This is a genomic window from Streptomyces sp. NPDC037421 (assembly GCF_055602105.1).
Window position 1 is genome coordinate 58,307 of record NZ_JBVJWV010000010.1, and the last position, 20,429, is coordinate 78,735.

Consider the following 20,429-nt stretch of genomic DNA (forward strand, 5'->3'; position numbering starts at 1 on the left):
TTCTGTATGGGGGGGTGGGGGGGGTCACCCACAAGCGGGGACGGCTCCGGGCCGTACCCCCCCCCCCCCCCCCCCGTTCGGGGGGGGGGGGCCCCCCCCCCCCCCCCCCCGGACGCCCCCTAGGGGCGGCCCGAGTGGAGGGCCGCCAGGCCGCGGGCGTGGTCGAATGCCGCCGCGGCATCCCGCTCGTCGGTCCAGGGCGCCGCTCCGCACCACCCGCCGATGAGCCGGAACTGCGCCAGGGCCTCCGCGTACCGCCCCGTCTTCACGAGTGCGGCGGCGTACAGGTGCCGTACCGAGGGAAGCCGGCGGTCCTCCGGGGCGGCCTGCGCCAGGTCGGCCTGAACGCGGGCGAGCATGGACTTGGTGGCCCAGGTGCGGTACGCGGCCTCGCCGTCCTGGAGGGTGGCTTCGTACACGGCATGCAGGTAGATGCCCGAGATCAGGCTCCCGGCCGGGGCGGACGCCGTCGCCTGCTTGGCGAACTTGAACATCAGCTGGTGGGAGCCGTGCCACTTCGCGCACCAGTACTGGAGGGCGTGCCAGTGCGCGTCGTAGTGCTGCGGCGCGCGGCTCGTGACCTCGCTCCACAGGCGGCGGAACTCGTCGTGGGAGAGCCCCAGTCCACGCGCGGCGGCGACCATCGTGACCCACGGGGACGGATCGCCCGGCGCCAGCCTGGCCGCCTCCTGGGCGGCGTACATGGCGGTCGGCAGCAGCTCGCCGAACAGCGCCATCTGCTCGCGGGAGGTCTGACTGACGTCCTTCTCGCCGCGCGCCGCCCAGGCGCGGAGCAGCAGGGCGTGGGCGTGTACGACGACGGCGTCCGCGTCGTGCGGCCGCCTGGCGCGCCAGATCCGCAGCCAGCGCTCGTCCTCCACGGCCAGATCCGCGAACGCCTCGACGAGCCGCCAGCGCTCCGCCCAGTCCTGGCGTTCGGCGGTGTCCGCGAGAAGCCCGGCCGCGGGTTCCCACTCGCCGTCGAGGGCGGCCTCGACGGCGAGGCGCAGCGCGGGCTCGTCCCCGGGCGGGCCGGAGCGCCGGCTGTCGAGCTGCTCGCGGGGGACGAGGCCGTAGGCGGAGGCGTCGAAGTGCCGGGCCTTGCGGTTGCGGATGGCGAGGCGGGTGGTGTGGACGAGCGCCCAGAGGAGGACGGCCAGACCGACGGCGGTGATGATGTTGGTGAGCACGAAGCGTAATCATCCCTGGTCGGGGTCACGACAAGCGAACGCTGCGGCTAAGTACCGGACTCGTTTTCGGCCCCGGGTCCATCCGTCCTCTCCGGCGTCCGCGGTCATGGTGAGCAGGGCGTGACACGGTGACGGCAAGGGGCGCGGCTCGCCTGATGAAGTCTCAATTGCTCGCTTAATCCTTGGAAGATGCCGTAGGCGCTGGATTATCCAGCGGTTAAAGTGCGCATCTGCGGATTGCATTGAGCGCGGGTCGGATCCCTGTGCAGTGTGCGGAGCGTGGCTCACGAGGGCTTTCACTACCGGGGAACAGGGCCAGGGCCGCATCGCAACCAGGTCGACGCCGCGTCGGCAGGGGATGAGCGGACGACCGGCAAACACCCGGTCCGTACATCCGCCGGCCATCGGTCGGCGCGAGGCGTCTGCGCAGCACCCGTCGTCCACACCCGGCCGAACCCGCACCCTCCGCGGCAGGCCCCGGCGCCGAGCCCCGCTCACCGGTGTCTCGTCCCACGCGGAGTGCGCCGGCGGTCTCGTCTCCGGCGGCGGGGTCGACCAGACCATCGGCACCGAGAGCACGCGCAACGGCAACCACGTGCTGGGCATGGCTCCCAGCCCCGACGGCCTCGGCGAGTACACCGAGTCGCCCGGGGTGGTAGGCACCGACGTCAGGCACTGGCTCGCGTTCGGCGGCAGCGGGGGCAACGCCAGTCCCGCCTTCTCCACCACTGCGTACGCGGTCTGCCTCTCCACCCTGCGGATCAGGCACACCCAGGTCGTCATGAACCAGAAGGCCGGGCCCTTCGCCCCGCAGTAGGCGGAGGTCGTCGTGGCGACATGCCCTCGCGGCACGCTCCTGCTCGGCGGCGGTGTGCGAAACACCCCCGCCGGCGTCGGCAGCCTCAAGCCGGTCGCCGGCTTCCCCACCTTCAACGACGCCGCACACGACTTCGGCCGCAAACCCGCTGCCGACGGAGAGATCAACCCCGACTCCTGGACCGCGGTCGGGGGGATCGGCGGCGGACACGGCAACAACGGCAACACGACGTACGCCTACGCGATCCGCACCGGTGACCACGTCAACACCAGCGGCATGACCACGAAGGTCCACTTCCGCGAGGCGGCCGGCCCGACGGAGGGCGGCACCGGCCAGACGGCGACCGTCGGCTGCGCCGATGACAACGGACAGGACCGGCGCGGGCGCGGCCGCAACGGAGAAGGGGGCGACAAGAGCATCCTGATCAGCGGCGGCGCCGCCGCCAGCGGCGGCAACGTGACGACCAACGGCTTCACCAAGGCGGGCTCGGGCGGAACCCACATCAACGGAAGCTTCCCCAGCGACTCCGACGGCAACCCGGTCGGTGACGGATCCACCACGGCCTCGCACTGGACAGCCGCCATCCACGCCGGGGGATCACCCTCACCGAAGACCTACACCGACGTCTGGGCACTCTGCCTGGCCATGCACCACGAGAACCGGAAGCGGTGCCGGTGAAGACGAGTTCCTGGCCCTGGGCGGTGTCCGGGCCGAGGGCGCCCGAGGGCTCGAAGCGGGCCACCGCGCCGGCTTGTGACCACAGACCGGTCACCCGGGGGCGGCCGGCGAGCCGGAAGAACCCGCCGGGGTCTACCTGGTGCCGTACGGGAGCAGGGCCATCTCGCGGGCGTTCTTGATCGCGGCGGCGAGCTGCCGCTGCTGCTGGGCGGTGACGCGGGTGACGCGGCGGCTCCGGATCTTGCCGCGGTCGGAGACGAACTTCCGCAACAGGTCGGTGTCCTTGTAGTCGATGTAGGTGATCCCTGCCGCGTCCAGCGGGTTGGGGCGGGCCTTGAGCGGCTTGTGCGGGGTCTGACGGCGGGCCATGCGTGTTCCTTGCGGTCGTCGGGTCGTCGGTCGTCGGGTCGGCGGGTCGTACGGGTGTTACGAGACGGGGTCGAGGAGGGAGTCGAAGGCGGCGGGGAGGGATTTCCACGCCTCGGGTCCCGCCGCGTATTCGGCATCGGTGAGGAGGCAGGACTCCAGGAGCCGCTCCAGGCCGTGGCGGTCGAGCCCGGGGGAGGTGAAGACGAGGTGCTGGCAGCAGTCGCCGTGGTCGGGATGCCAGTCGAGGGAGGCCGCCGCCCTGCGCATCGGCGGGACCAGTTCCCAGGCGGCGTCCGGCAGGGACGCCAGCCAGGGCCCGGCGTTCTCCACGCACAGGGCGCCGCCGGCGGCGTCCCAGGCCAGCAGGGTGTCGGGGCGGTCGGCGAGCCAGAACCTGCCACGGCTGCGGGCGGCGGCGCAGCAGAGGTCTTCCAGGGCCTCGTAGAGGCGCTCCGGATGGAACGGGCGGCGGCGGTGCCAGACGAGGGTGGTCACTCCCGCCTCCTCCGCCTGCTGGGGCAGCAGGGCGCAGGCCGGGTGCTGAGCGGCGGCCGCCGCTTCCACGTCGAACCCGGCGAAGGCCAGCGCGGCCAGCTCGCCGGACCCGGCATCCACCCGCCGGGCGGTCGGGTGGAGCTGGGCGAGCAGGGCGTGGTCCTCGTCGTCGGCCTCCCCGCTGTCGACGAGGGCCAGTACGGGCGCGTACTCGAGCTGCCGTGCCCAGGTGTCCCCGACCGTGCGCTGATCGGTGGCGGCGGCCGCGAGGCCGACCTCCGCCAGGTCGTCGCCGTTGACGAGGTAGGGCAGGACGAGCGCCGGGTCCACCGCGGTGATCACACCGGTGAGGTCGAGCGGGCCGGCGCCGTGTGAGGTGACGACCTCGGCCATCGCCTTGGGCTCGACGGAGTCCCACAGTTCGACGACGGCCAGCCGGGTGAGGCCGCCGGCGGCCAGCCGTTCCAGTGCGGGGACCAGGTCCTCGCGCAGCGCGCAGCAGGCGCAGTCGTTGACGAGGGGCGTCTCGCCCCGGGACAGCTCGCCCGAGACGTCGCGCACCACGCGCAGGACCGTGCCGGCCGCTGCCGTGGCGAGGTCGTGATGGAGGGCGACGCTGTCGGGGACCGCGTGCAGCAGGCGGTCCACGACCTCCCTGCGGGCGTCGGAGTGGAGCCCGCCGACGATGACGACGGGCAGGGTCACGCCGTGCTCCCGTACCGGCGCTGGAACCGCTCGACGCGGCCGGCGGTGTCCAGGACGCGGGCGGTGCCGGTGTAGAAGGGGTGGCTCCGCGAGGAGATCTCCACGTCGATGACGGGGTAGGTGTTGCCGTCCTCCCACTCGACCGTCTTGTCGCCGGTGGCGGTCGAGCGGGTGAGGAAGGCGAAGTCGGCGGCCTTGTCGCGGAAGACGACGGGGCCGTAGGCGGGGTGGATCCCGGGCTTCATGACGGTGTCCTTCAAGCAGGAGGGGCGGGGGTCAGCGCTCTTCGCGGAAGTCGACGTGCCGGCGGACCACCGGGTCGAACTTGCGCAGCACCATGCGGTCCGGATCGTTCCGGCGGTTCTTGCGGGTGACGTACGTGTAGCCGGTGCCGGCCGTGGAGCGGAGCTTGACGATCGGGCGTACTTCGTTGCGTGCCATGCCGCTACTATACGGGAATGGAAATCATTTCCAATAACCGCTTCCGTCCAGAGAGGGGCAGGTAGCACCTTGTCCGCGCACTGCCAGCTGACCGGCGCCAAGCCCGGCTTCGGCAACAACGTCTCCCACTCGCACCGGCGTACGTTCCGCCGCTTCGACCCCAACATCCAGCGCAAGCGCTACTGGCTGCCGAGCGAGGGACGCCATGTCCGTCTGACCCTCAGCGCGAAGGCGGTCAAGACCGTCGACGTCATCGGCATCGAGGCCGCGGTGGCCCGGATCCGCGGCCGGGGGGTGAAGGTCTGATGGCCAAGAAGAGCAAGGTCGCGCAGAACGAGAAGCGCAAGGTGGTCGTCGCGCGGTACGCGGCCCGGCGCGCCGAGCTGAAGGAGGTCCTCCGGCGGCCGTCCTCGACGGAGGCCGAGCGGGGCGCGGCGCTGGCGGAGCTGCGCGGGCAGCCCCGCGACGCGAGCGCCACCCGGGTGCGCAACCGGGACAGCGTGGACGGCCGGCCCCGCGGACACCTGCGGAGGTTCGGGCTCTCACGCGTCCGGATGCGTGAGCAGGCGCATGCCGGTTTCCTGCCCGGAGTCACCAAGTCGTCCTGGTGACAACCGCGGCGTGAACGCGCGGGCCCGCACCTCCGGCGGGGTGCGGGCCCACGGGCCGGTCCGGGTTCGTCGCGGGTCGGACCGTGTGCGAACGTCCGCCGGGATCCGGTCGCCCGTCTCCCGTCCCCTTCTCCTCGTCGGTCAGCCCCGTTTGAACCTGCCCCGGGCACGGACCGCCTCGTGAAGGCGTGCGGCCATCCCGGCTGACCGGCCCGGCGGCAGCGTCATGACCCCGTTCTCCGTCATCAGCGCGTGGAACTGCTGCTCGTGGTAGGGAACACCGGGCGGCAGGGCGGCGATGTGCCAGTGCAGATGGGCATTGCCCTGCTGGCTGCCGAGGGAATAGAGGTAGGTGCGCTCCGGCCCGCACACGGCCTCGACGGCGAGCGCCATCTCCCGGACGAACAGCATCAGCCGGCTGTAGGCCGCCTCGTCCAGGTCGCGCACGACGTGCTCGATGTGCGCTTTCGGGGCGACGAGGACCTTCCCCTCCACCGTGGGCCATCTGTCCAGGAACGCGATGTGGTCCTCGTCCTCGAAGACCGTCTCGTGGCGGTAGTCCGGATCTCCGGCGAGGAACGCACAGACGAAACAAGGGCCACCGCGCGTCCGGGCCACGTATGCCTCGAGATCCATCGGCTCTCGTTCCAACGACACTTGGGCACCCTCCGTAGGGGTGCTCCAGTCTGCCCGGCCGTGCCCGGGGTTCGCCGCGCAGGCCGCGCCCGACCCTTGTCGCCCTCCCGGCCGACCGGCCACCATGGGCCCGGCTTCTTGATCCTGCTCGGCAAGATCTTCGGCGGCTGGGCGGGAGCGGCGGAGGTCGGCGGCGGCCAGCGCTCCCGGATCCTCGACGGATCCTCGGCCTGTCAATGACTGGGATCGTGCACGGCAGCGAGGCATCTATCCCCAGGCACGGAGCACGATCGTGGGCTCCGTTCTGCTCCCGCCAGGCGGGTGGATGGTGCAGGCCGAGGGAGCGAGGAAGCCGTGTTCCTCCAGGACGTTGGCCCACTGGTAAGCCTGCCCCTCCCAGCGGGGTACGGTCGCCGAAGCGGACCGCGCGGCCGTAGGGCCGTAGACGTCGAAGTGCTTCCCGGGGGGCAGATGGGCCAGCACCAGCACGCCCCCAGGACGGAGACGTTCGCGGACGGCTGGGAGGAGGAGCACCGGGTCCGTGAACCAGTGAGCACCGTAGGCCGAGTACACGGCGTCGTACATGGCGGTGGCGTGGCGGAGGAAATGGACGGCGTCGGCGTGGTGCACGTCGATCGCCGATCCCCACCGGGCGGTCGCGGCGGCCACCTGTACCCCTGAGATGTCGACACCGACGGCCCGAACACCCAGCGAGGTCAGGTAGGCGAGGCGGTCGCCCTTGCCGCAGCCGAGTTCCAGGACGGTGGACTCCGAGCCGACTTCGAGGAGTTCCGCGCCGAGTCCGTGTCCGGGGTGGATCGTCCAGCTGAAGAGCGGCGGCGGACCCGGGCGGCCGGCCAGGGCGAGGCGGGCATATCCGTCCCAGGAAGACTCGGTGGTCATGAAGGGGACTCCGCAGGGAAAGGGGCCCGGCCGCTCGGGCGGCCGGGCCGGGCTTGAGGTCAGTCGTGAGACGGCGGCTGCATGATGAACCCGCGGGCCGGAGGTTCTTCCGGGTCACGGGACGTCGGCAGCTGCGCTTCACGCCAGGCCTCGACTACCTCGGTGTACCGAGGGTCTGTCCACTCCTGCATGAGTCCTCCCATCGGAGTGGAGCGTAGCGCTCAGGCCGGCTGTCTACTCGGTGGGCGGGGGCGGCGGGGGCGGGTCCGGGAGGCACTGCGGGGTCGGCATGGGCTGGATCGGCCCGCAGTCCGGGGCGTGCTGGCACGATGCGGACACCTCCACGATCCCGTTGTCCGGTCCCCGCCACAGCTCCCGGTCCACGGGGAAGCCGGCCCGTTCGATCGCGGCCATGGTGCGGTCGATGAACTCCGGGTCATAGCGGCCGGAGTCCGGCGGCTCGGGGTAGTGGTGGACGAACCTGCCGAGGCGCTCGCACAGGGCGCTGTAGATGGCGGTGTGCAGGATGAGGGCGTGCCAGCCCTCGTCGACAACACGGGACGGGGCGATGCCCCGGGTGCCGGCGGCGGCTGCGGCAACGAACTTGATGCCCTCCAAGGTGACGCGCTGGGCCATGGTCCAGCCCATGTGCGGGTTGTCCTTGGCGACGGTCGCGGTGACGGCCATGAAGTCGTCGGGCTCCAGGAGAGCACGGGCGTCACGCACGCCGGGCTCGATCATGAGCGTCATGGTTCCTCCGGTCTCCGACGGTGGCGGAGGGGTCCCCGGTTGGGTATTGCACGGAGGAGGGGGCGGGGTGGGACTGGACATGCTTCTCCCTTGCTCGTGTGCGGGTCAGTGGAGGTCGGCCGGATCGTTGACGCTGATCGGCCTGCAATTCGCATCCCCGTGGGTGTCGGCGTGCTGGTCGGGGCGGGCCCCGGACGCCGAGTCCACGGGAATCGTGTCGTGGTCCTGGCTGCGGATCGTGCGGCCGCACCGGCAGCAGATGCGCATCAGGCCCGCTCGACGTTGTCGACGGCGGTGGTGAACTCCCGGCCGGACGCGCCCCGGATGTAGGCCAGCTCCATCCAGCGCTCGATACCGGTGTCCGAGAAGTTCTCGTTGATCACGGCCATCAGTTCGCCTTCGACGCCCGAGGCGATGTCGCGGACCCTCTTGTGCAGTAGCCCGTGAGGTACGTACTCGTACTGGGCGTTCTGGCCGGTCACAGGTCACTCCCTACCGTCGTCGGCGGATGGTGGAACTGAACTTCGTCGCCTCGGGCGGCATGACCAGTCAACGGCGGCAGGGCGGCGTGGGACCATCTCCGATGCGGCATGCGCATACGGATATGCGCGCAGCGGGTACGGGCACGAGAATCAGCGGTTGAAGCCCAAGACTGGGGGCACGTTGAGCATGACGCCGGCGGTCAAAGACGCGTCCAGGGCGAAGGACTACGGCAAGGTCATCGAGCTGGTCCGCAGGGGTGCGGGTCTGACTCAGACACAGTTAGGCCAGGCCTGCGGGCTATCACAGTCGGCGGTGTCACGCTTGGAGAAGCGCGGGCCCGGGGCATACGCGACGGACGTCCTGGCGGTGATGGCGGCCCACCTGGGTGTTCCCGCCTCCCTGTTAGGGCTCGCGGACGCAGCGGTACGAGATGGGTACGAGCACATGGAACGACGAGGCTTCATGGGAGGAGTGGCCGCGGCCGCCGTGGCCCCGGCCCTGGCTGCATTCCCCGATCCGGGCGAGGGCGTGGGGCAGGCGGCAACGCTGCGGCTGGGTACAGCCTCGTACCGGCGCCTGGACGGAGCGACCCCGTCACGGGACCTGTCGGAAGCGGTACAGGCGCACCTGCGGCTCGTACAGAGCGTGAGCCGGGCGGCGAGCGATGACCGCCAGCGGGCCCGGCTGGCGGCTGTCGGCAGTGAGGCGGCGAGCCTGCTGGGCTGGCTGTCGTGGGACATGGGTGATCACGGGTCGGCGCGAAGCTGGTACGCCTCGGCAATCAAGGCGGCGCGGGCTGCGGGTGATCCCTTGCTGGCCGCCTACCAGGCCGGGAGCATGGCCCAGTTCGAGGCGGACGCGGGCAACGGAGTGCAGGCCCTGAGCTGGACGCGCAAGGCCCGTGGACTCCTGGACGCGCACAGGCCGGCCGTCGCGGACGCGTGGCTGTTGTCGGTCGAGGCTTTGGCCCACGCTGCGGCGGGAGACGAAGAGGCAACCGACCAGGCCCTGACCAAGAGCCGATCGCTTGCTGCGCGGCTGGGGTCGCAGGAGTCGACTCCGTGGCCCTGGGTGTTCCAGTTCAGTGAGGCCAAGGTCGCGGCGGCACGGGTCGCCTGCGGGGCCCGGCTGAGACTTCCCGCCTGGGTCCTCGACGCCGGCACCGAGGCCCTCGCCACCGGGCACGCAAAGCAGCGGGCGCTGCTGGTGCTGGACATCGCGGCCGGCCATCTGGCGGCCGGGCGGGTTGAGGCCGCCTTCGCGATGGCTTCCCGCGCCCTGGAATCAGGTGTGCAGTACCGTTCCGGGCGGATCGTGGACCGTGCTCGCGCGGTCCGATGTTCGTACCGAACCGCGTCACCACCCAAGGCGGTCCGCGACTTCGACGAGCAGCTGCACGACGTCTACCTGTAGGGAGGGCACGCGATGCGTGTGGGTGTCACCGGTCATCGAGGGCTGAGCACGGAAGTCGAGCAACAGGTTCGCGGGCTGCTGGAGGCAGCGGTGAGCGGGTACGACCCTGCCGAGCTGGTCGGCGTCTCCTGCATCGCGGACGGCCCCGACGCGTGGTTCGCCGAGTACGTCCTCGCCCACGGTGGGCTCCTGGAGGTCGTGATCCCGGCGGAGGAGTACCGCGAAGGACTGCCCGAAGGGCACTGGCCTGTGTACGACCAGCTCTTGAGCCGGGCCGCCGAGGTCCACCACACGGGCATGTCGGCCTCGGACTCGGCAGCACACATGGCCGGCAGCGAGGTACTCGTGGGCCTCTCGGACGAGCTGCTGGCAGTCTGGGACGGCAAGCCTGCATGGGGGTACGGCGGCACGGCGGACGTGGTGGCGTACGCCGAGCGCACCGGAGTCCCTGCCCGGATCCTCTGGCCGGAGGGCGCCAGCCGCTGATCTTCGGAAAGAGAGAAGCGCCCCGAAGAGGGCCTGATCCCCTTCCTGAAGCCGCTCGCCGACTACGGCTGGGCGGTGGGCCTGACCGCGTACCTGCTGCTCTACACGGCGCTCATGGCCGGCGCGCGACGTTGAAGGCGGCGGTGGGCCGCGCCCCCGCTCACGTGCCGACGCGGACCGTGCCTGCCCCTGGCTCAGCCGAGCCCGGCCAGCTCGGCGATCGTTGCGCCGAGGACCCGGTCGCGGACCTCGCCCGGGCTGGTGACCCGTTCCACCATGGCCCGGGCGAGGACCGGGTCGCCGTACGGGGCGTCCGAGCCGAACAGGGTCCGGTCCGGGATCTCCTTGATGGCCAGCCGGACCGCGAAGACGATGCCGGCGGTGGACAGCTCCAGGTACATGTTCGGGGTGTCCCGCACCAGCTCGACCGCCTGCATCCAGTGCGGCCCTCCGAGCTGGCTGACCACCAGCGGAACCGTCGGGTACCGGCCGGCGAGGGCGGACCGGGTCCTCAGATCGTCCGCCGTCGTCGGGGCGGATCCGTGCACGACCACGGGCAGCCGGCCGTGATCGGCCGCCGCCCGGAGCACCGGTTCGATCAGCCCCGCCCGCCCCGGCGGCGGCGTCAGCTCGCCGATCCCGTGCATCCCGCGCCCGACGACCTCCCGTTCCACGGTCGCGGCGATCTGCTCCGGCCCCAGGTCCAGCGGTACGGACAGGAAGCCGATGAACCGCTCCGGCCGCGCCGCGAGGGCCGCGTCCAACTCCGCCCACGCCCCGCGATACCCCTCGGCCGTGCCCGCCCGGCCCCCGATGGCCGCGTCCAGGACCGCCATCTCCCGGCGCAGCGAGACGAGGTCACCGGCCCGCTCCGGATGCGGGCGGGTGGCGAACAGCACGGCGCGGTCGACCCCGGCCTCGTCCAGCAGCCCCACGTGCGCCTCGACAGGGTCGTGGACGTGGCTGTGCGCATCGATGATCAACGGTCGTTCCCTCCTCGACGATCGGACCGGAATTCGGCCGACGCGCACACTGTTGCTCCCTGACACCGTTGGAAGGCCAAGCCGAAGGGAGCGGCCCGGTGCTGATCGGGGAGCTGTCACGTCGTACGGGAGTCGGCGAGCGCCTGCTGCGCTACTACGAGCGGATGGGGCTGATCCACTCGGAGCGCCGCGCCAACGGCTATCGCGAGTACGACGACCGGCCCGAGGACACGGTGCGGCGCGTCCGCACCCTCCTGGCCGCGGGCCTGCCCACCCGCGTCATCCGCCAGGTCCTGCCCTGCACCGCCGACGAGGCGACGCTGCGACCCTGCCCCGGCGTCCTCACCGGCCTCCGCGACCAGTTGGACGTCCTCGACCGGCGTGCCGCCGAACTGGACACCGCACGCCGCCTCCTGCGCCGGACGATCGCCGCCACCGAGAACGCCCCGGTCCCCAGCGGCTCCGCGTAGTCCAGGCGCGCGGCCTCCGCGGTGTCGTCGTCCGGGCTCGGTCACGGGGAGTGCAGGGCGGTGTGGGCGACGATGGCGAGCTGGATGCGGTTGCTCGTGCCGGTCTTGTGGCGCAGGCGGCGCAGGTAGGTGTCGACGGTGTGGGGGCTGAGCGCCATGTGGCGGGCGATGGCGCGGTCGGTGGCCCCCCGGGTGAGATGGCCGAGGAGTTCCCGCTCCCGGGCCGTGAACGTGGGAAGGGGTGCGGGTTGCGCGGTCATGGCCGTCCTCCGTGTGCTGGCGGGCGGCTCATCAGACCATCTTGTCCCGCGGGGGCACCGGTCCCCAGCCGTTGCCGGATCCGCCGCCGGTGCACAGCCACACCGGCCCGGTCGCAGGCAGAACGCCGTTCTCCCTCAGGGCGGCGAGCCCTTCCGGGCCGAACCGCTCCCGGAGCTCCTCCTCCGGCACGATGCGGCACCTTCCCGTGCCCCGGTCCGGGTCGAGCGGCGGGACGGTGTCGGCGTGGGCCGCGGCCGGGACCCCCACGGCGAGCAGGGCCGCGGTCAGGGCGGTGAGGGCGGTGAGGGCGAGGCGCTTGAACTTCACGAGGGACTCCGTTGGTCAGTCGGGCCGGTCGGACCGGAAAGGGGCCCCGGACGCCGGCGGGACTGCCGGAGCCGGGGACACGTTCAGCATGGCCGCCGCCGAGCTCCGGTACTACGGGCCCCGCCTGTCACTAAAGTTACGTGGCAGTAAGAGGAGTGGGGGACGAAGTGGATGAAGAGCGGCTTCCTGGGTGGATATCGGGCTTGACGGTCTTCGAGGAGACGGATCGGGCGGTCTTCCAGTGGCTCGCCGAGCACCGCCGCCTCGACGCCGCGGCCGTGGCGGAGGACCTCGGTCTGGCCGAGACGGCCGCGGCGGCCGCGCTGGAACGGCTGCTGGCGGCCCGGCTCGTCCACGCGGATCCGGAGGAGCCCGGCACCGGGTACGCCGTGGCCCCCGAGGTGGCGGCCGCGCAGCTGGCCGCCCCGGTCGAGGAGGAGATCCGCAGCCGGCAGTACCAGCTCTTCCGGATGCGCCGGCAGCTGCAGCAGTTCACCTCCGCGTACCAGCGCGGGGTGCTGGCGGCGGGTGGTGCGCTGGAGGTCGTCTCCGGGATGCAGACGGTGCGCACCCTCATGACCCGGGCCGCCGCGGCCTGCCGTAGCGAGGTCTTCACCTGCCAGCCCGCCGGCGGTTTCCGCACCCCTGAGACCCTGCGCGACACGCTGGAGCGCGACCGGCCCCTGCTGGAGCGGGGGATCCGGCTGCGGGTCCTGCACCCGCACACGTCCCGCTTCCACGCCCCCACCCAGGCCTATGTCGCCGCCGCGTCGGCCCTGGGGGCCGAGCACCGTACGGCGCACGAGCTGTTCGGCCGGCTCGTCGTGTACGACCGGGAGACGGCCTTCCTGCCCCTGAGCGACGGCACTTGGGGCGCGGTGGTGGTGCGAGAGCCGCACACCGTCGCCTACCTGTGCGAGCTGTTCGAGCACTCCTGGGAGCAGGCCGCCGTGTTCGCGGACGCCGCCAGCCAGGGCCTGGAGCAGGTCGCCCGCGAGATCGACCAGACCATCCTGCGGCTGCTCGGCGCGGGCCTGAAGGACGAGGCCATCGCGCGCCGCCTGGGCATGTCCCTGCGTACGGCCCGGCGCCACATCGCCGACATCATGGACCGCCTCGGCGCCGACAGCCGCTTCCAGGCCGGAGCGGCTGCCGCACGGGCGGGCCTTCTCACCGGCGACTGCTGATCCTCGTTCGCGGCCCGGCGCGTCGGCGCCCGGGGAGGGCGTGAATCCGGGACCTGGGGTACGGGGCCGACGGTACGGGGCCGGTTTGTCGCGGATTTTCCCGCGGCTGCGCGCGGCGCAGGATTCTGTCCGTCACCCCGACCACCAAACGGGCCTCTGAGACGGGCAGTTCTCGCCGGGCCGGAATGCAGGAAGGCCGTCCCGGATGCCGAGCACCGCCCAGGTCCCCGAAGGGACGCAAAGCCTCCTCGTCGAGGAGGTCGTGCTGTTCCTCTCCGTCCACCTCGGCCGCAGTCCCGGCCTGATGTGGCCGGAGCACGAGCTGCCGGACCCGGGCGCCCTGGAGGAGTTCCTCCCGGCCGCCCTGGCCCGGCGGCTGGACCGCCCGGTCAGGGTCCTGCCCCACCCCGTGGAAAGCGGGGCCGCCGTGCGTACCGCACACGACCTGCTGGTCTGCCAGCTCGGCGGATCCGGCACCTGGCGCATCGCCCCGCGGGACGGGGCCGCACTCACCCTGCGCCTCCAGGCGGGGGCCGTCCTGTACGCCCCGGCCGGTTCAGTCTGCACGCCCTGTCACAGCGCCTGGTCCAGGGTCTTGTTGCTGGCTCTCGGGGGCCCAATCACCCAAAGAGAAGAGGACGTTCAATGAGAAGGATCCGCAAGGCCCTCCAGACCGCCGTCGTTGCCACGGGCATGGCGGGCGTGGTGGCGGTCTGCGTCCCCCCGGCCCTGGCGAACCCGGGGACGCCCGCAGCCGGAGACAGCGTGATCGGGCAGGTGGAGACCGGCGCGCACGTCAACGCGAGCTCGGCCGCCGGCGACATCCTCGGCGCGGTGACGTCGGGCATCGACCGGGTCTTCAGCGCGTACCAGGCGAAGGCCCAGTACACCTCGTTCGTCAATTCGATGCTGGATCAAGTCGACCAGGACACCAACCGCAAGTACAACGTCGTCGTGGTCTACCAGGACAAGGACTTCGGTGCCGTCAACATCAACACCGGCAACCTGCAGGGGGGCCCGGGGGTGAACAACACCCCCTTCTTCCGCTCGGGTTCCGTCAACAGCTACGCGTACGGCGTCTACATCTTCGACCACGGTACCGCCGACTTCCAGGGAACCATGTCCTGGCTGACGGGCACCTCGGTCACGTCCTACTACTCGTCGAACGGCGGTATCCGCGGCAACGCCACCCCCACCGGCCCCATCGCCTTCAACCTCACGCAGGACCACCTCAGGTTCGACAGCCGGAGCTCCACCCCCACGGGCGGCGACTCCATGCTCGCCGCCGGCCAGACCCTGTCGAAGGGCCGGCGGCTCGTCTCCAGCAACGGCCACATCCTCGCCATGCAGGACGACGGCAACCTCGTCGAGTACGCCGACGGCGGCCGCACGGTCCTCCACGCGAGCAACACGGTCGGCCGGGGCGACCACCTGACCATGCAGTGGGACGGCAACCTGGTGCTCTCCACGGCCAACAACGTCCCGCTGTGGTCCACCGGCACCATGAACAACCAGAACGCCTGGGTCCAGATCCAGGACGACGGCAACCTCGTGATCCACAGGGCCGACAACTCGGTCCTGTGGGCCGTCACCCCGAACGGCTGGCCCCAGACCGCCAGCGGTGGCGGTGGCGGTGGCGGAGACCGCGGGTCCCACGGGGCGGGCAACAACGGCAGCCGCGGCAATCACCCCGACGGTTCGTGGCTCACGATCGTCAACCAGGGGTCCGGGCGGGCGGTCGACGACGCCGGCGGCGGCACCGGTGACGGCAACAAGGTCCAGACGTGGGGACAGCACAACCCCAACGAGCCCTCCCAGGGCTGGCGTCTGGACCTGAAGGAGAGCACCTCCGACGGAATGCCGACCTACGCCCTGACCAGCCGTGTCAAGGACGGCCAGGTACTGAACATGTCCGGCGCCGACAACCGGTCCGCCCAGCTCTACCACTACGACGCCACCGGCAACAGCAAGTGGATCTTCGCCGGCAAGGGAGACGGCTGGTACGAGATCCATTCGGCGAACAAGCGCAACGACTGCCTGACCGACAACGGCCACGGCAACCAGCTCACCGTCGAACCCTGCAACGGCCGCGCCGAGCAGCGCTGGGGCACCTACCTCTACTGACCCGGCCCCTGACAGCGACGCGATCCCCCGCCTGGGCCAGGCCCCGGCCTGGGCGGGGGCAGCACGGCCGCCGACGCGTGTGACCCCCGGGAGTCAGTGCCCGTGCGCGTGCCCGTCGCCGCGGGACCGCTCGGCCGGGGGAGTGGCGGGAGCGGTGCGGGCCGGAGCGGACGGCCTGGACTGCGGGGCGGGGTGCGTGCCGCTGTCGACGGGCCGTTCCTCGTGCTGGGTCTCGCTCTCACCCGTACCGGTGCCGTGGCTGTGGCCGCCCGTTTCCGGAGCGATGGAGGAAGCCACGTACCCCAGGCCGACGAAGGCGGCGACGGCCGTGACGAGGACGGCGAGTCCGGCGAGGCCGAAGACGCGCCGCCAGGAGGCGTCCTCGTCCTTGATCACGAAGGCGATGAAGGAGAGCAGGATGCCGGCGGGGATGAGAGTGGCGGCGCGGGTGGGGAAGTCCTCGAAGTGCTGGAGGCCGCCGCTGAGCATGCCGATGCCGAAGGAGAGCAGCAGGGAGGCGCCCATGATGCCCGCCACCTGCTTGAACGTCGGCTTGCGGCGGGTGAGCAGGAACTCGTTGAGGGCGGTCGCGGCGAGGAAGACCAGGACGCCGTAGAGGGCGATGCGGGTGTAGCGGGCGGGGTCCAGGGGATGGTGGACGACGGCGCCGCTGATCAGGCCGGCGCCGACGAAGTAGCCGACGTATCCGAGGTAGCGGGCCAGGAGCCTCTTGCGTCGGGAGCGGGCTTCGCGGATCTCGGCGCGGCCGGCCGAGCGGGGTGCGGGGACGGGCGCGGCCGGGGCGCGGTCGCTGAGCCGGGTGGATGTCATGGGTACTCCTCGCGGGCGTACGGGCGCAGCCCAGGCCAGACCGGCGACGGTCGCGTCGCGGCAGTGGCACGAGCGGATGCCGGAGGGCGGGCTGCACCGGGCCCGGCCCCGGTTCGGGGGCGGGCAGGGGTGACGGATGGCGGGCAGCGTGAACTCGCCGACGGCCTGCGGAGGCGCGCCGGGAGCAGGGAGCGGTCTAGATGCGCAGGATCGCTGTCGTGCCCGGCGGTCGTGAGCAGCCCGGGGCAGGGGCCGGACCGTGATACCGGTCCGGGGCCGCGGCGAGCACCGCGGGCAGGGTCTGCTTCAGGGCGTGCTCGGCGGGAGGGACCAGCGTCGGCGGCTGCTGCGGCGCGCTGGTGGCGCACTCCTCGGCGGTGTGGGACGCGCCGTGCCCCTCGCCGTGACGGCCGTCCGTGGGGCTCTCGGCGAGCGCCCGACCGGTGGTGGGGCCGAGGACGCCGACGGCCGTGCCGGTGTGGCCGCGGACCCCGTCGAGGCTGACGCCGTGTGAGTAGAGGAAGGCGAACACCAGCAGGGCCACCAGCAGCACCCGTCGCGGACCCGCGAGGATGCGGGACCGCAACGCGGCGGTACGGGGCCGGGGGGTGTTCACGTCGCGATCCTATCCACGGCCCCGTGGCGGCCTGCGGGGCGGCCCCTTCGGGCTTCACCCCGATGGGCGACCTCGCAGCCGGCTCAGGGCGGGCGACCCGCCCGAGCGATACGACGGTCGGGCGACCGTCCGCGGACGTCATCGGCGTTGGTCTGAAGCGTCGGGCCGCTCCGGTGTCGTTCGCCGGTCAGCGGTGGGTCGGTGCGCGGTGGAGGAACTCCAGGCGCTGCTGGGCCAGCTTCAGGTGCTGGGGTTCGAGGGCCGGCAGTGCGCGCAGAAGGCGGATGAGGTCGGGTCCTGTGGCGACGGCCGCGCCCGGGTCCTTGAGCTGTGTCCAGCAGTAGAGGGCTCCGGCGGCCGCGGCGTGTACGTCGGTGGAGTCCGGGGCCTGGAAGCCGAGGCGGGTCCGGGCGGCGCCGGACCACAGCTGGGTCGCGAGCTGGAACTCGCCGGCCATGCGGGCGAGGTCGGCGCGGATTTCCACCCACTGCAGGGCTTCGGGCGAGGCCGGCCCGTGGGTCTGGTGCGCGTACTGCTCCCATGCCTGCGCGAGTGCGGCCGCCTCCGCGTGGCGGCCGGTGGTGGCCAGGTGGTGGATGTGCGGGCGCGGGTCGTCGGGCGGAGCCGGGTCCTGCCGCGCCGGAAGCCGCGGTTGTACGGGAGGGTGCCGGTCGTCGGACGGAGGCCGGACCGCTCGGGCGGGTACGGCGCCGACGGGGTGCGGGCCCCGGACCGGCTCCAGCGGTGCGGCGGGATGTGCCTGTGGGGCCCGCGTGGACGGTTCTGCGAAGGGTCCTGCCTGGGTCGCGGCGCCGAGTTCGCGGGCGCTCGGCAGGACCAGGGAGCCGGGCGCGATGGTGGCCGTGGCCGTTGCGAGGGCGTGCAGCCGCAGGTTGGACGGCCTGGTCGGGCTGGCGCGGAGCTGGTCGATCCAGGCCCGGGTGTAGCTGCTCACCGTCGGGTCCCCGCCACTTTGTCCCGGCGGGCTGACGACGCCGTACACCTCTGCGCCGGGGGTCGCGGGCAGGCTGCCGTGCTGCTGAAGCAGCGGCCATGCCCCCTTGTCCGCGGCGAGGTCGAGCAGCACCGTGGTCAGCCCGGCCGGACGGTCGCGCAGCTCCGTGCCGAGCCACTCCCAGGGCAGCGCGGTGTAGCGGACCGAGGCGGCTGTCGTGCCCGCCAGTGCCAGGTGCAGCCGGTGTCCCCTGCGGTCGACCGTGAGCCGCCCGGAGAGGTAGACGAGCAGCGGCCCTGGCGTCGCCGCCGCCGTACGCAGCCTCATCAGCACGGTGTTCGGGTCCCGGGCGCCGTCCAGGTAGGTCGTGTCGCAGGCCACGGCGCTGTTCAGGAGGGCCGGCACCGGGACGACGCCCAGCGCGGAGAGGTTGGCGCTCGGTGCTACCTGGACGCTACGGCGCCTGACGGAGGCATCCCCCGCTATGAGGAGTACATGACCCCGCTGCTGGTGGCTCAGCCCGAAGTTGTGCATGAGGAGACCGTACTCAGAACTTCGCGTTCCTGAAGCCGTGATGGTCCACGGGACGCAGGTCCGGTCTGCCGTAGGCCCAGCCGCCCGACCAGGAGGTCGCGGTCACCCGTCCCGGCCGGGGTGGTCTTCCGGTCCCGCCAAGGGGTGGCGGCCCAGCCGTGTTCCAGCAGGGCGAACAGGTCGCGCATTCAGCAGCCGCCGGCGGGCGCGGCGCCGATGGTGAGGGCGGCGGGGGCCGCGCAGCACCCGCCGCCGGTCTCCTCCGCGGCCGCGGGCTCGTCGAAGAGGCCCGTGCCGCCGCACACCCCGGTTTCGGGGAGGGTGAGTTCGACGCGCTCGGCGGCTTCGTGGTCGCCGGCCAGGTGGGCGGCGACGGAACGGACCTGCTCGTAGCCGGTCATGGCCAGGAAGGTGGGGGCGCGGCCGTATGACTTCATGCCGACGAGGTAGACGTCCTTCTCGGGGTGGGAGAGCTCGTTCACGCCGTGGGGGTAGACGGTGCCGCAGGAGTGCTGGTTCGGGTCGATCAGCGGCGCGAGCGCGGTCGGGGCCTGGAGGCGCTCGTCCAGGCCGAGGCGGAGCTCGTCCAGGAAGCCGAGGTCGGGGCGGAAGCCGGTCAGGACGATGACCTCGTCGACCGGGTCCAGTCGGCGGCCGTCCTCGCCGACGAGGACCACGCGGCCGTCACCGTCGCGCTCGAAGGCGTCGGTGCGGAAACCGGTGACCGCATCGGCGTGTCCGCCGTCGACCGCCGCCTTGGCGGCCAGCCCGAGGGCGCCGCGGGCGGGCAGCTGGTCGGCCTCGCCGCCGCCGAAGGTGGAGCCGGAGATCCCGCGGCGCAGGATCCAGGTGGCGTGCGTGCCGGTGCCGTCCTCGGACTGGGCGAGATCGGCGAGATGGGCGAGGGCGGTGAAGGAGGAGGCGCCGGAGCCGATGACCGCGGTGCGCTTCCCGGCGTAGCGGGCGCGGACGGCGGGGTCCTTCAGATCCGGGACCCGGTAGGAGACGCGGTCCGCGGCGGCCTTCTCGCCGAGGGCGGCGAGTCCGCTGCCGCCTGCGGGGCCCGGAGTCGACCAGGTGCCCGAGGCGTCGACGACCGCGCGGGCCAGGACCCGCTGCTCGCGGCCGTCGGCGCTCTCGTAGTGGACGACGAAGGGCCGGGCCTCGCGGTCGGCGTCGACGATGCGGTCGCGGCCGCTGCGGGAGACGCCGGTGACACGGGCGTCGTAGCGCACCTGCTCGCCGAGGGCGTCGGCCAGCGGCTGGAGGTAGAGGGTGGCCCAGTCCCCGCCGGAGGGGTAGGTGTCCTCGGCGGGCTTGGCCCAGCCGGTCGGGGCGAGGAGCTTCTCGGCGGCCGGGTCGACGACCTCGCCCCAGCGGGAGAACAGCCGTACGTGCGCCCACTCGCGCACCGCGGCCCCGGCGACGGGTCCGGCTTCCAGGACGAGGGGCGTGATGCCGCGGTCGAGGAGGTGGGCGGCGGCCGCGAGTCCGGCTGGGCCGGCCCCGATGACGACGACGGGCAGCTCGGCGGTGGTCTCGCTCATGGCATGTCTCCGGATCTTCGTGCGGGGAGGCGGGTGACCGGGGGGCTTCGGAGGGTCGGCAGCAGCCGGCGACGCCCCCGTTGTTTCGAAGTTCGTCTATGGCTTGTGTGGTCAGCGTGGCACCTGTATCGACAATCGTCAACATAGACATTCATCTAATTTGAGGGCGGACGTCCGCGCATGGACCCCCTGCCGCTCTGGTTCGACATCTGTCAACATAGATGTATGTCGAATGCGAAGGTACTGCCGCTCCTGGCGCCCGAGGCCGTCGCGCCCTGCTGCCCCCCGCTCACCGAACGCCCCATGTCCGCGGACGAGGCCGAGGCCGCGGCGAGGATGTTCAAGGCCCTCGGCGACCCCGTCCGCCTGCGCCTGTTCTCCGCCGTGGCCTCCCACGAGGGCGGCGAGGCGTGCGTGTGCGACATCTCCGACGTCGGAGTCTCCCAGCCCACCGTCTCCCACCACCTCAAGAAGCTGAAGGAAGCCGGGCTGCTGTCCTCCGAGCGGCGCGGTACGTGGGTGTACTACCGGGTCGAGCCGGCCGTGCTCGCCGCCATGGGCGCGCTGCTGGCCGACGCCGCGAAGACGGCGTGACCGCCGGGCCCGATCACGGCACC

General features: G+C 72.3%; 27 protein-coding genes and 1 pseudogene. 12 read left to right on the top strand and 16 right to left on the bottom strand.

What is annotated here, in order from left to right:
* Positions 1-119: 119 nt before the first annotated feature.
* Positions 120-1,190 carry a hypothetical protein gene (locus ACZ7IF_RS16970; protein ID WP_470971739.1) on the bottom strand — a complete coding sequence of 357 codons (1,071 nt, stop codon included), beginning with the start codon at positions 1,188-1,190 and terminating at the stop codon, positions 120-122.
* A 358-nt stretch (positions 1,191-1,548) separates the two neighbouring features.
* Between ACZ7IF_RS16970 and ACZ7IF_RS16975 the strand changes: the two genes are divergently transcribed.
* Positions 1,549-2,007 (top strand): hypothetical protein, encoded by a 459-nt coding sequence (locus ACZ7IF_RS16975; protein ID WP_470971742.1) that lies wholly within the window; start codon positions 1,549-1,551, stop codon positions 2,005-2,007.
* A gap of 12 nt (positions 2,008-2,019) precedes the next feature.
* On the top strand, positions 2,020-2,685 hold the full coding sequence (locus ACZ7IF_RS16980) for a hypothetical protein (protein ID WP_470971744.1): 666 nt from the start codon (positions 2,020-2,022) through the stop codon (positions 2,683-2,685).
* A gap of 132 nt (positions 2,686-2,817) precedes the next feature.
* Here the strand turns inward: ACZ7IF_RS16980 and rpsR are convergent, their stop codons facing one another.
* Genes rpsR through rpmG form a run of 4 tightly spaced genes read right to left on the bottom strand, consistent with a single transcriptional unit; the run spans position 2,818 to position 4,695 of the window.
* A complete protein-coding gene (gene rpsR / locus ACZ7IF_RS16985) occupies positions 2,818-3,054 on the bottom strand; it encodes a 30S ribosomal protein S18 (protein ID WP_470971746.1) in 237 nt (78 codons plus the stop codon).
* 57 nt (positions 3,055-3,111) lie between these two features.
* Complete coding sequence (locus ACZ7IF_RS16990; protein WP_470971748.1) at positions 3,112-4,254, bottom strand: CobW family GTP-binding protein; 1,143 nt, start codon at positions 4,252-4,254, stop codon at positions 3,112-3,114.
* Positions 4,251-4,499, bottom strand: coding sequence for a type B 50S ribosomal protein L31 (locus ACZ7IF_RS16995; protein WP_470971750.1), 249 nt, complete (start codon positions 4,497-4,499; stop codon positions 4,251-4,253). Before ACZ7IF_RS16995 ends, ACZ7IF_RS16990 begins: the two co-directional genes overlap by 4 nt.
* A gap of 31 nt (positions 4,500-4,530) precedes the next feature.
* Complete coding sequence (gene rpmG, locus ACZ7IF_RS17000; protein WP_030162346.1) at positions 4,531-4,695, bottom strand: 50S ribosomal protein L33; 165 nt, start codon at positions 4,693-4,695, stop codon at positions 4,531-4,533.
* 69 nt (positions 4,696-4,764) lie between these two features.
* Between rpmG and rpmB the strand changes: the two genes are divergently transcribed.
* Positions 4,765-5,001: a 50S ribosomal protein L28 gene (rpmB, locus tag ACZ7IF_RS17005; RefSeq protein WP_470971752.1), complete on the top strand. Its 237-nt coding sequence runs from the start codon at positions 4,765-4,767 to the stop codon at positions 4,999-5,001.
* On the top strand, positions 5,001-5,306 hold the full coding sequence (gene rpsN, locus ACZ7IF_RS17010) for a 30S ribosomal protein S14 (protein ID WP_470971755.1): 306 nt from the start codon (positions 5,001-5,003) through the stop codon (positions 5,304-5,306). Before rpmB ends, rpsN begins: the two co-directional genes overlap by 1 nt.
* 141 nt (positions 5,307-5,447) lie before the next feature.
* On the opposite strand, the gene ACZ7IF_RS17015 is transcribed toward rpsN, so the two are convergent.
* The 4 genes from ACZ7IF_RS17015 to ACZ7IF_RS17030 form a co-directional block, all read right to left on the bottom strand.
* Positions 5,448-5,942, bottom strand: a complete 495-nt coding sequence (locus ACZ7IF_RS17015; RefSeq protein WP_470971758.1) for an HIT family protein — start codon at positions 5,940-5,942, stop codon at positions 5,448-5,450.
* 267 nt (positions 5,943-6,209) lie between these two features.
* Positions 6,210-6,845 (bottom strand): class I SAM-dependent methyltransferase, encoded by a 636-nt coding sequence (locus tag ACZ7IF_RS17020; RefSeq protein WP_470971762.1) that lies wholly within the window; start codon positions 6,843-6,845, stop codon positions 6,210-6,212.
* 234 nt (positions 6,846-7,079) lie between these two features.
* Positions 7,080-7,595: a glycine-rich domain-containing protein gene (locus ACZ7IF_RS17025; protein WP_470971765.1), complete on the bottom strand. Its 516-nt coding sequence runs from the start codon at positions 7,593-7,595 to the stop codon at positions 7,080-7,082.
* Between the two features lie 266 nt (positions 7,596-7,861).
* Positions 7,862-8,077 (bottom strand): hypothetical protein, encoded by a 216-nt coding sequence (locus ACZ7IF_RS17030; RefSeq protein ID WP_470971768.1) that lies wholly within the window; start codon positions 8,075-8,077, stop codon positions 7,862-7,864.
* 187 nt (positions 8,078-8,264) lie between these two features.
* Here ACZ7IF_RS17030 and ACZ7IF_RS17035 point away from each other — a divergent pair.
* The 3 genes and pseudogenes from ACZ7IF_RS17035 to ACZ7IF_RS17045 form a co-directional block, all read left to right on the top strand.
* Positions 8,265-8,420, top strand: a pseudogene (locus ACZ7IF_RS17035) (helix-turn-helix domain-containing protein); the annotation flags it as partial.
* A 102-nt stretch (positions 8,421-8,522) separates the two neighbouring features.
* The gene (locus ACZ7IF_RS17040; RefSeq protein WP_470972145.1) at positions 8,523-9,491 is read left to right on the top strand and encodes a twin-arginine translocation signal domain-containing protein; all 969 of its coding nucleotides are present in this window, start codon (positions 8,523-8,525) and stop codon (positions 9,489-9,491) included.
* Positions 9,492-9,503: 12 nt separating this feature from the next.
* Positions 9,504-9,977 carry a hypothetical protein gene (locus ACZ7IF_RS17045; RefSeq protein WP_470971772.1) on the top strand — a complete coding sequence of 158 codons (474 nt, stop codon included), beginning with the start codon at positions 9,504-9,506 and terminating at the stop codon, positions 9,975-9,977.
* 194 nt (positions 9,978-10,171) lie between these two features.
* On the opposite strand, the gene ACZ7IF_RS17050 is transcribed toward ACZ7IF_RS17045, so the two are convergent.
* On the bottom strand, positions 10,172-10,960 hold the full coding sequence (locus ACZ7IF_RS17050) for an amidohydrolase family protein (protein WP_470971774.1): 789 nt from the start codon (positions 10,958-10,960) through the stop codon (positions 10,172-10,174).
* Between the two features lie 98 nt (positions 10,961-11,058).
* Between ACZ7IF_RS17050 and ACZ7IF_RS17055 the strand changes: the two genes are divergently transcribed.
* Positions 11,059-11,430: a MerR family transcriptional regulator gene (locus ACZ7IF_RS17055; protein WP_470971776.1), complete on the top strand. Its 372-nt coding sequence runs from the start codon at positions 11,059-11,061 to the stop codon at positions 11,428-11,430.
* A gap of 41 nt (positions 11,431-11,471) precedes the next feature.
* On the opposite strand, the gene ACZ7IF_RS17060 is transcribed toward ACZ7IF_RS17055, so the two are convergent.
* Positions 11,472-11,690: a response regulator transcription factor gene (locus ACZ7IF_RS17060; protein WP_470971778.1), complete on the bottom strand. Its 219-nt coding sequence runs from the start codon at positions 11,688-11,690 to the stop codon at positions 11,472-11,474.
* A 31-nt stretch (positions 11,691-11,721) separates the two neighbouring features.
* Positions 11,722-12,018: a hypothetical protein gene (locus ACZ7IF_RS17065; RefSeq protein ID WP_470971781.1), complete on the bottom strand. Its 297-nt coding sequence runs from the start codon at positions 12,016-12,018 to the stop codon at positions 11,722-11,724.
* A 203-nt stretch (positions 12,019-12,221) separates the two neighbouring features.
* Between ACZ7IF_RS17065 and ACZ7IF_RS17070 the strand changes: the two genes are divergently transcribed.
* From ACZ7IF_RS17070 to ACZ7IF_RS17080, 3 genes are all read left to right on the top strand, one after another.
* A complete protein-coding gene (locus tag ACZ7IF_RS17070) occupies positions 12,222-13,205 on the top strand; it encodes a helix-turn-helix transcriptional regulator (RefSeq protein WP_470971783.1) in 984 nt (327 codons plus the stop codon).
* Between the two features lie 205 nt (positions 13,206-13,410).
* A complete protein-coding gene (locus ACZ7IF_RS17075) occupies positions 13,411-13,854 on the top strand; it encodes a hypothetical protein (RefSeq protein ID WP_470971785.1) in 444 nt (147 codons plus the stop codon).
* A complete protein-coding gene (locus ACZ7IF_RS17080; protein WP_470971787.1) occupies positions 13,851-15,329 on the top strand; it encodes a ricin-type beta-trefoil lectin domain protein in 1,479 nt (492 codons plus the stop codon). The genes ACZ7IF_RS17075 and ACZ7IF_RS17080 overlap by 4 nt, the downstream gene beginning before the upstream one ends.
* A 93-nt stretch (positions 15,330-15,422) precedes the next feature.
* Here the strand turns inward: ACZ7IF_RS17080 and ACZ7IF_RS17085 are convergent, their stop codons facing one another.
* From ACZ7IF_RS17085 to ACZ7IF_RS17100, 4 genes are all read right to left on the bottom strand, one after another.
* Positions 15,423-16,160, bottom strand: a complete 738-nt coding sequence (locus tag ACZ7IF_RS17085; RefSeq protein WP_470971789.1) for an ABC transporter permease — start codon at positions 16,158-16,160, stop codon at positions 15,423-15,425.
* 196 nt (positions 16,161-16,356) lie between these two features.
* Positions 16,357-16,776 (bottom strand): hypothetical protein, encoded by a 420-nt coding sequence (locus ACZ7IF_RS17090; protein ID WP_470971791.1) that lies wholly within the window; start codon positions 16,774-16,776, stop codon positions 16,357-16,359.
* A gap of 187 nt (positions 16,777-16,963) precedes the next feature.
* The gene (locus ACZ7IF_RS17095; RefSeq protein WP_470971793.1) at positions 16,964-18,265 is read right to left on the bottom strand and encodes a hypothetical protein; all 1,302 of its coding nucleotides are present in this window, start codon (positions 18,263-18,265) and stop codon (positions 16,964-16,966) included.
* 188 nt (positions 18,266-18,453) lie between these two features.
* Positions 18,454-19,812 carry an NAD(P)-binding domain-containing protein gene (locus tag ACZ7IF_RS17100; protein WP_470971795.1) on the bottom strand — a complete coding sequence of 453 codons (1,359 nt, stop codon included), beginning with the start codon at positions 19,810-19,812 and terminating at the stop codon, positions 18,454-18,456.
* Positions 19,813-20,037: 225 nt separating this feature from the next.
* On the opposite strand from ACZ7IF_RS17100, the gene ACZ7IF_RS17105 reads away from it, so the two are divergent.
* Positions 20,038-20,406, top strand: coding sequence for an ArsR/SmtB family transcription factor (locus ACZ7IF_RS17105; RefSeq protein WP_470971797.1), 369 nt, complete (start codon positions 20,038-20,040; stop codon positions 20,404-20,406).
* The last annotated feature ends 23 nt before the right edge of the window (positions 20,407-20,429 follow it).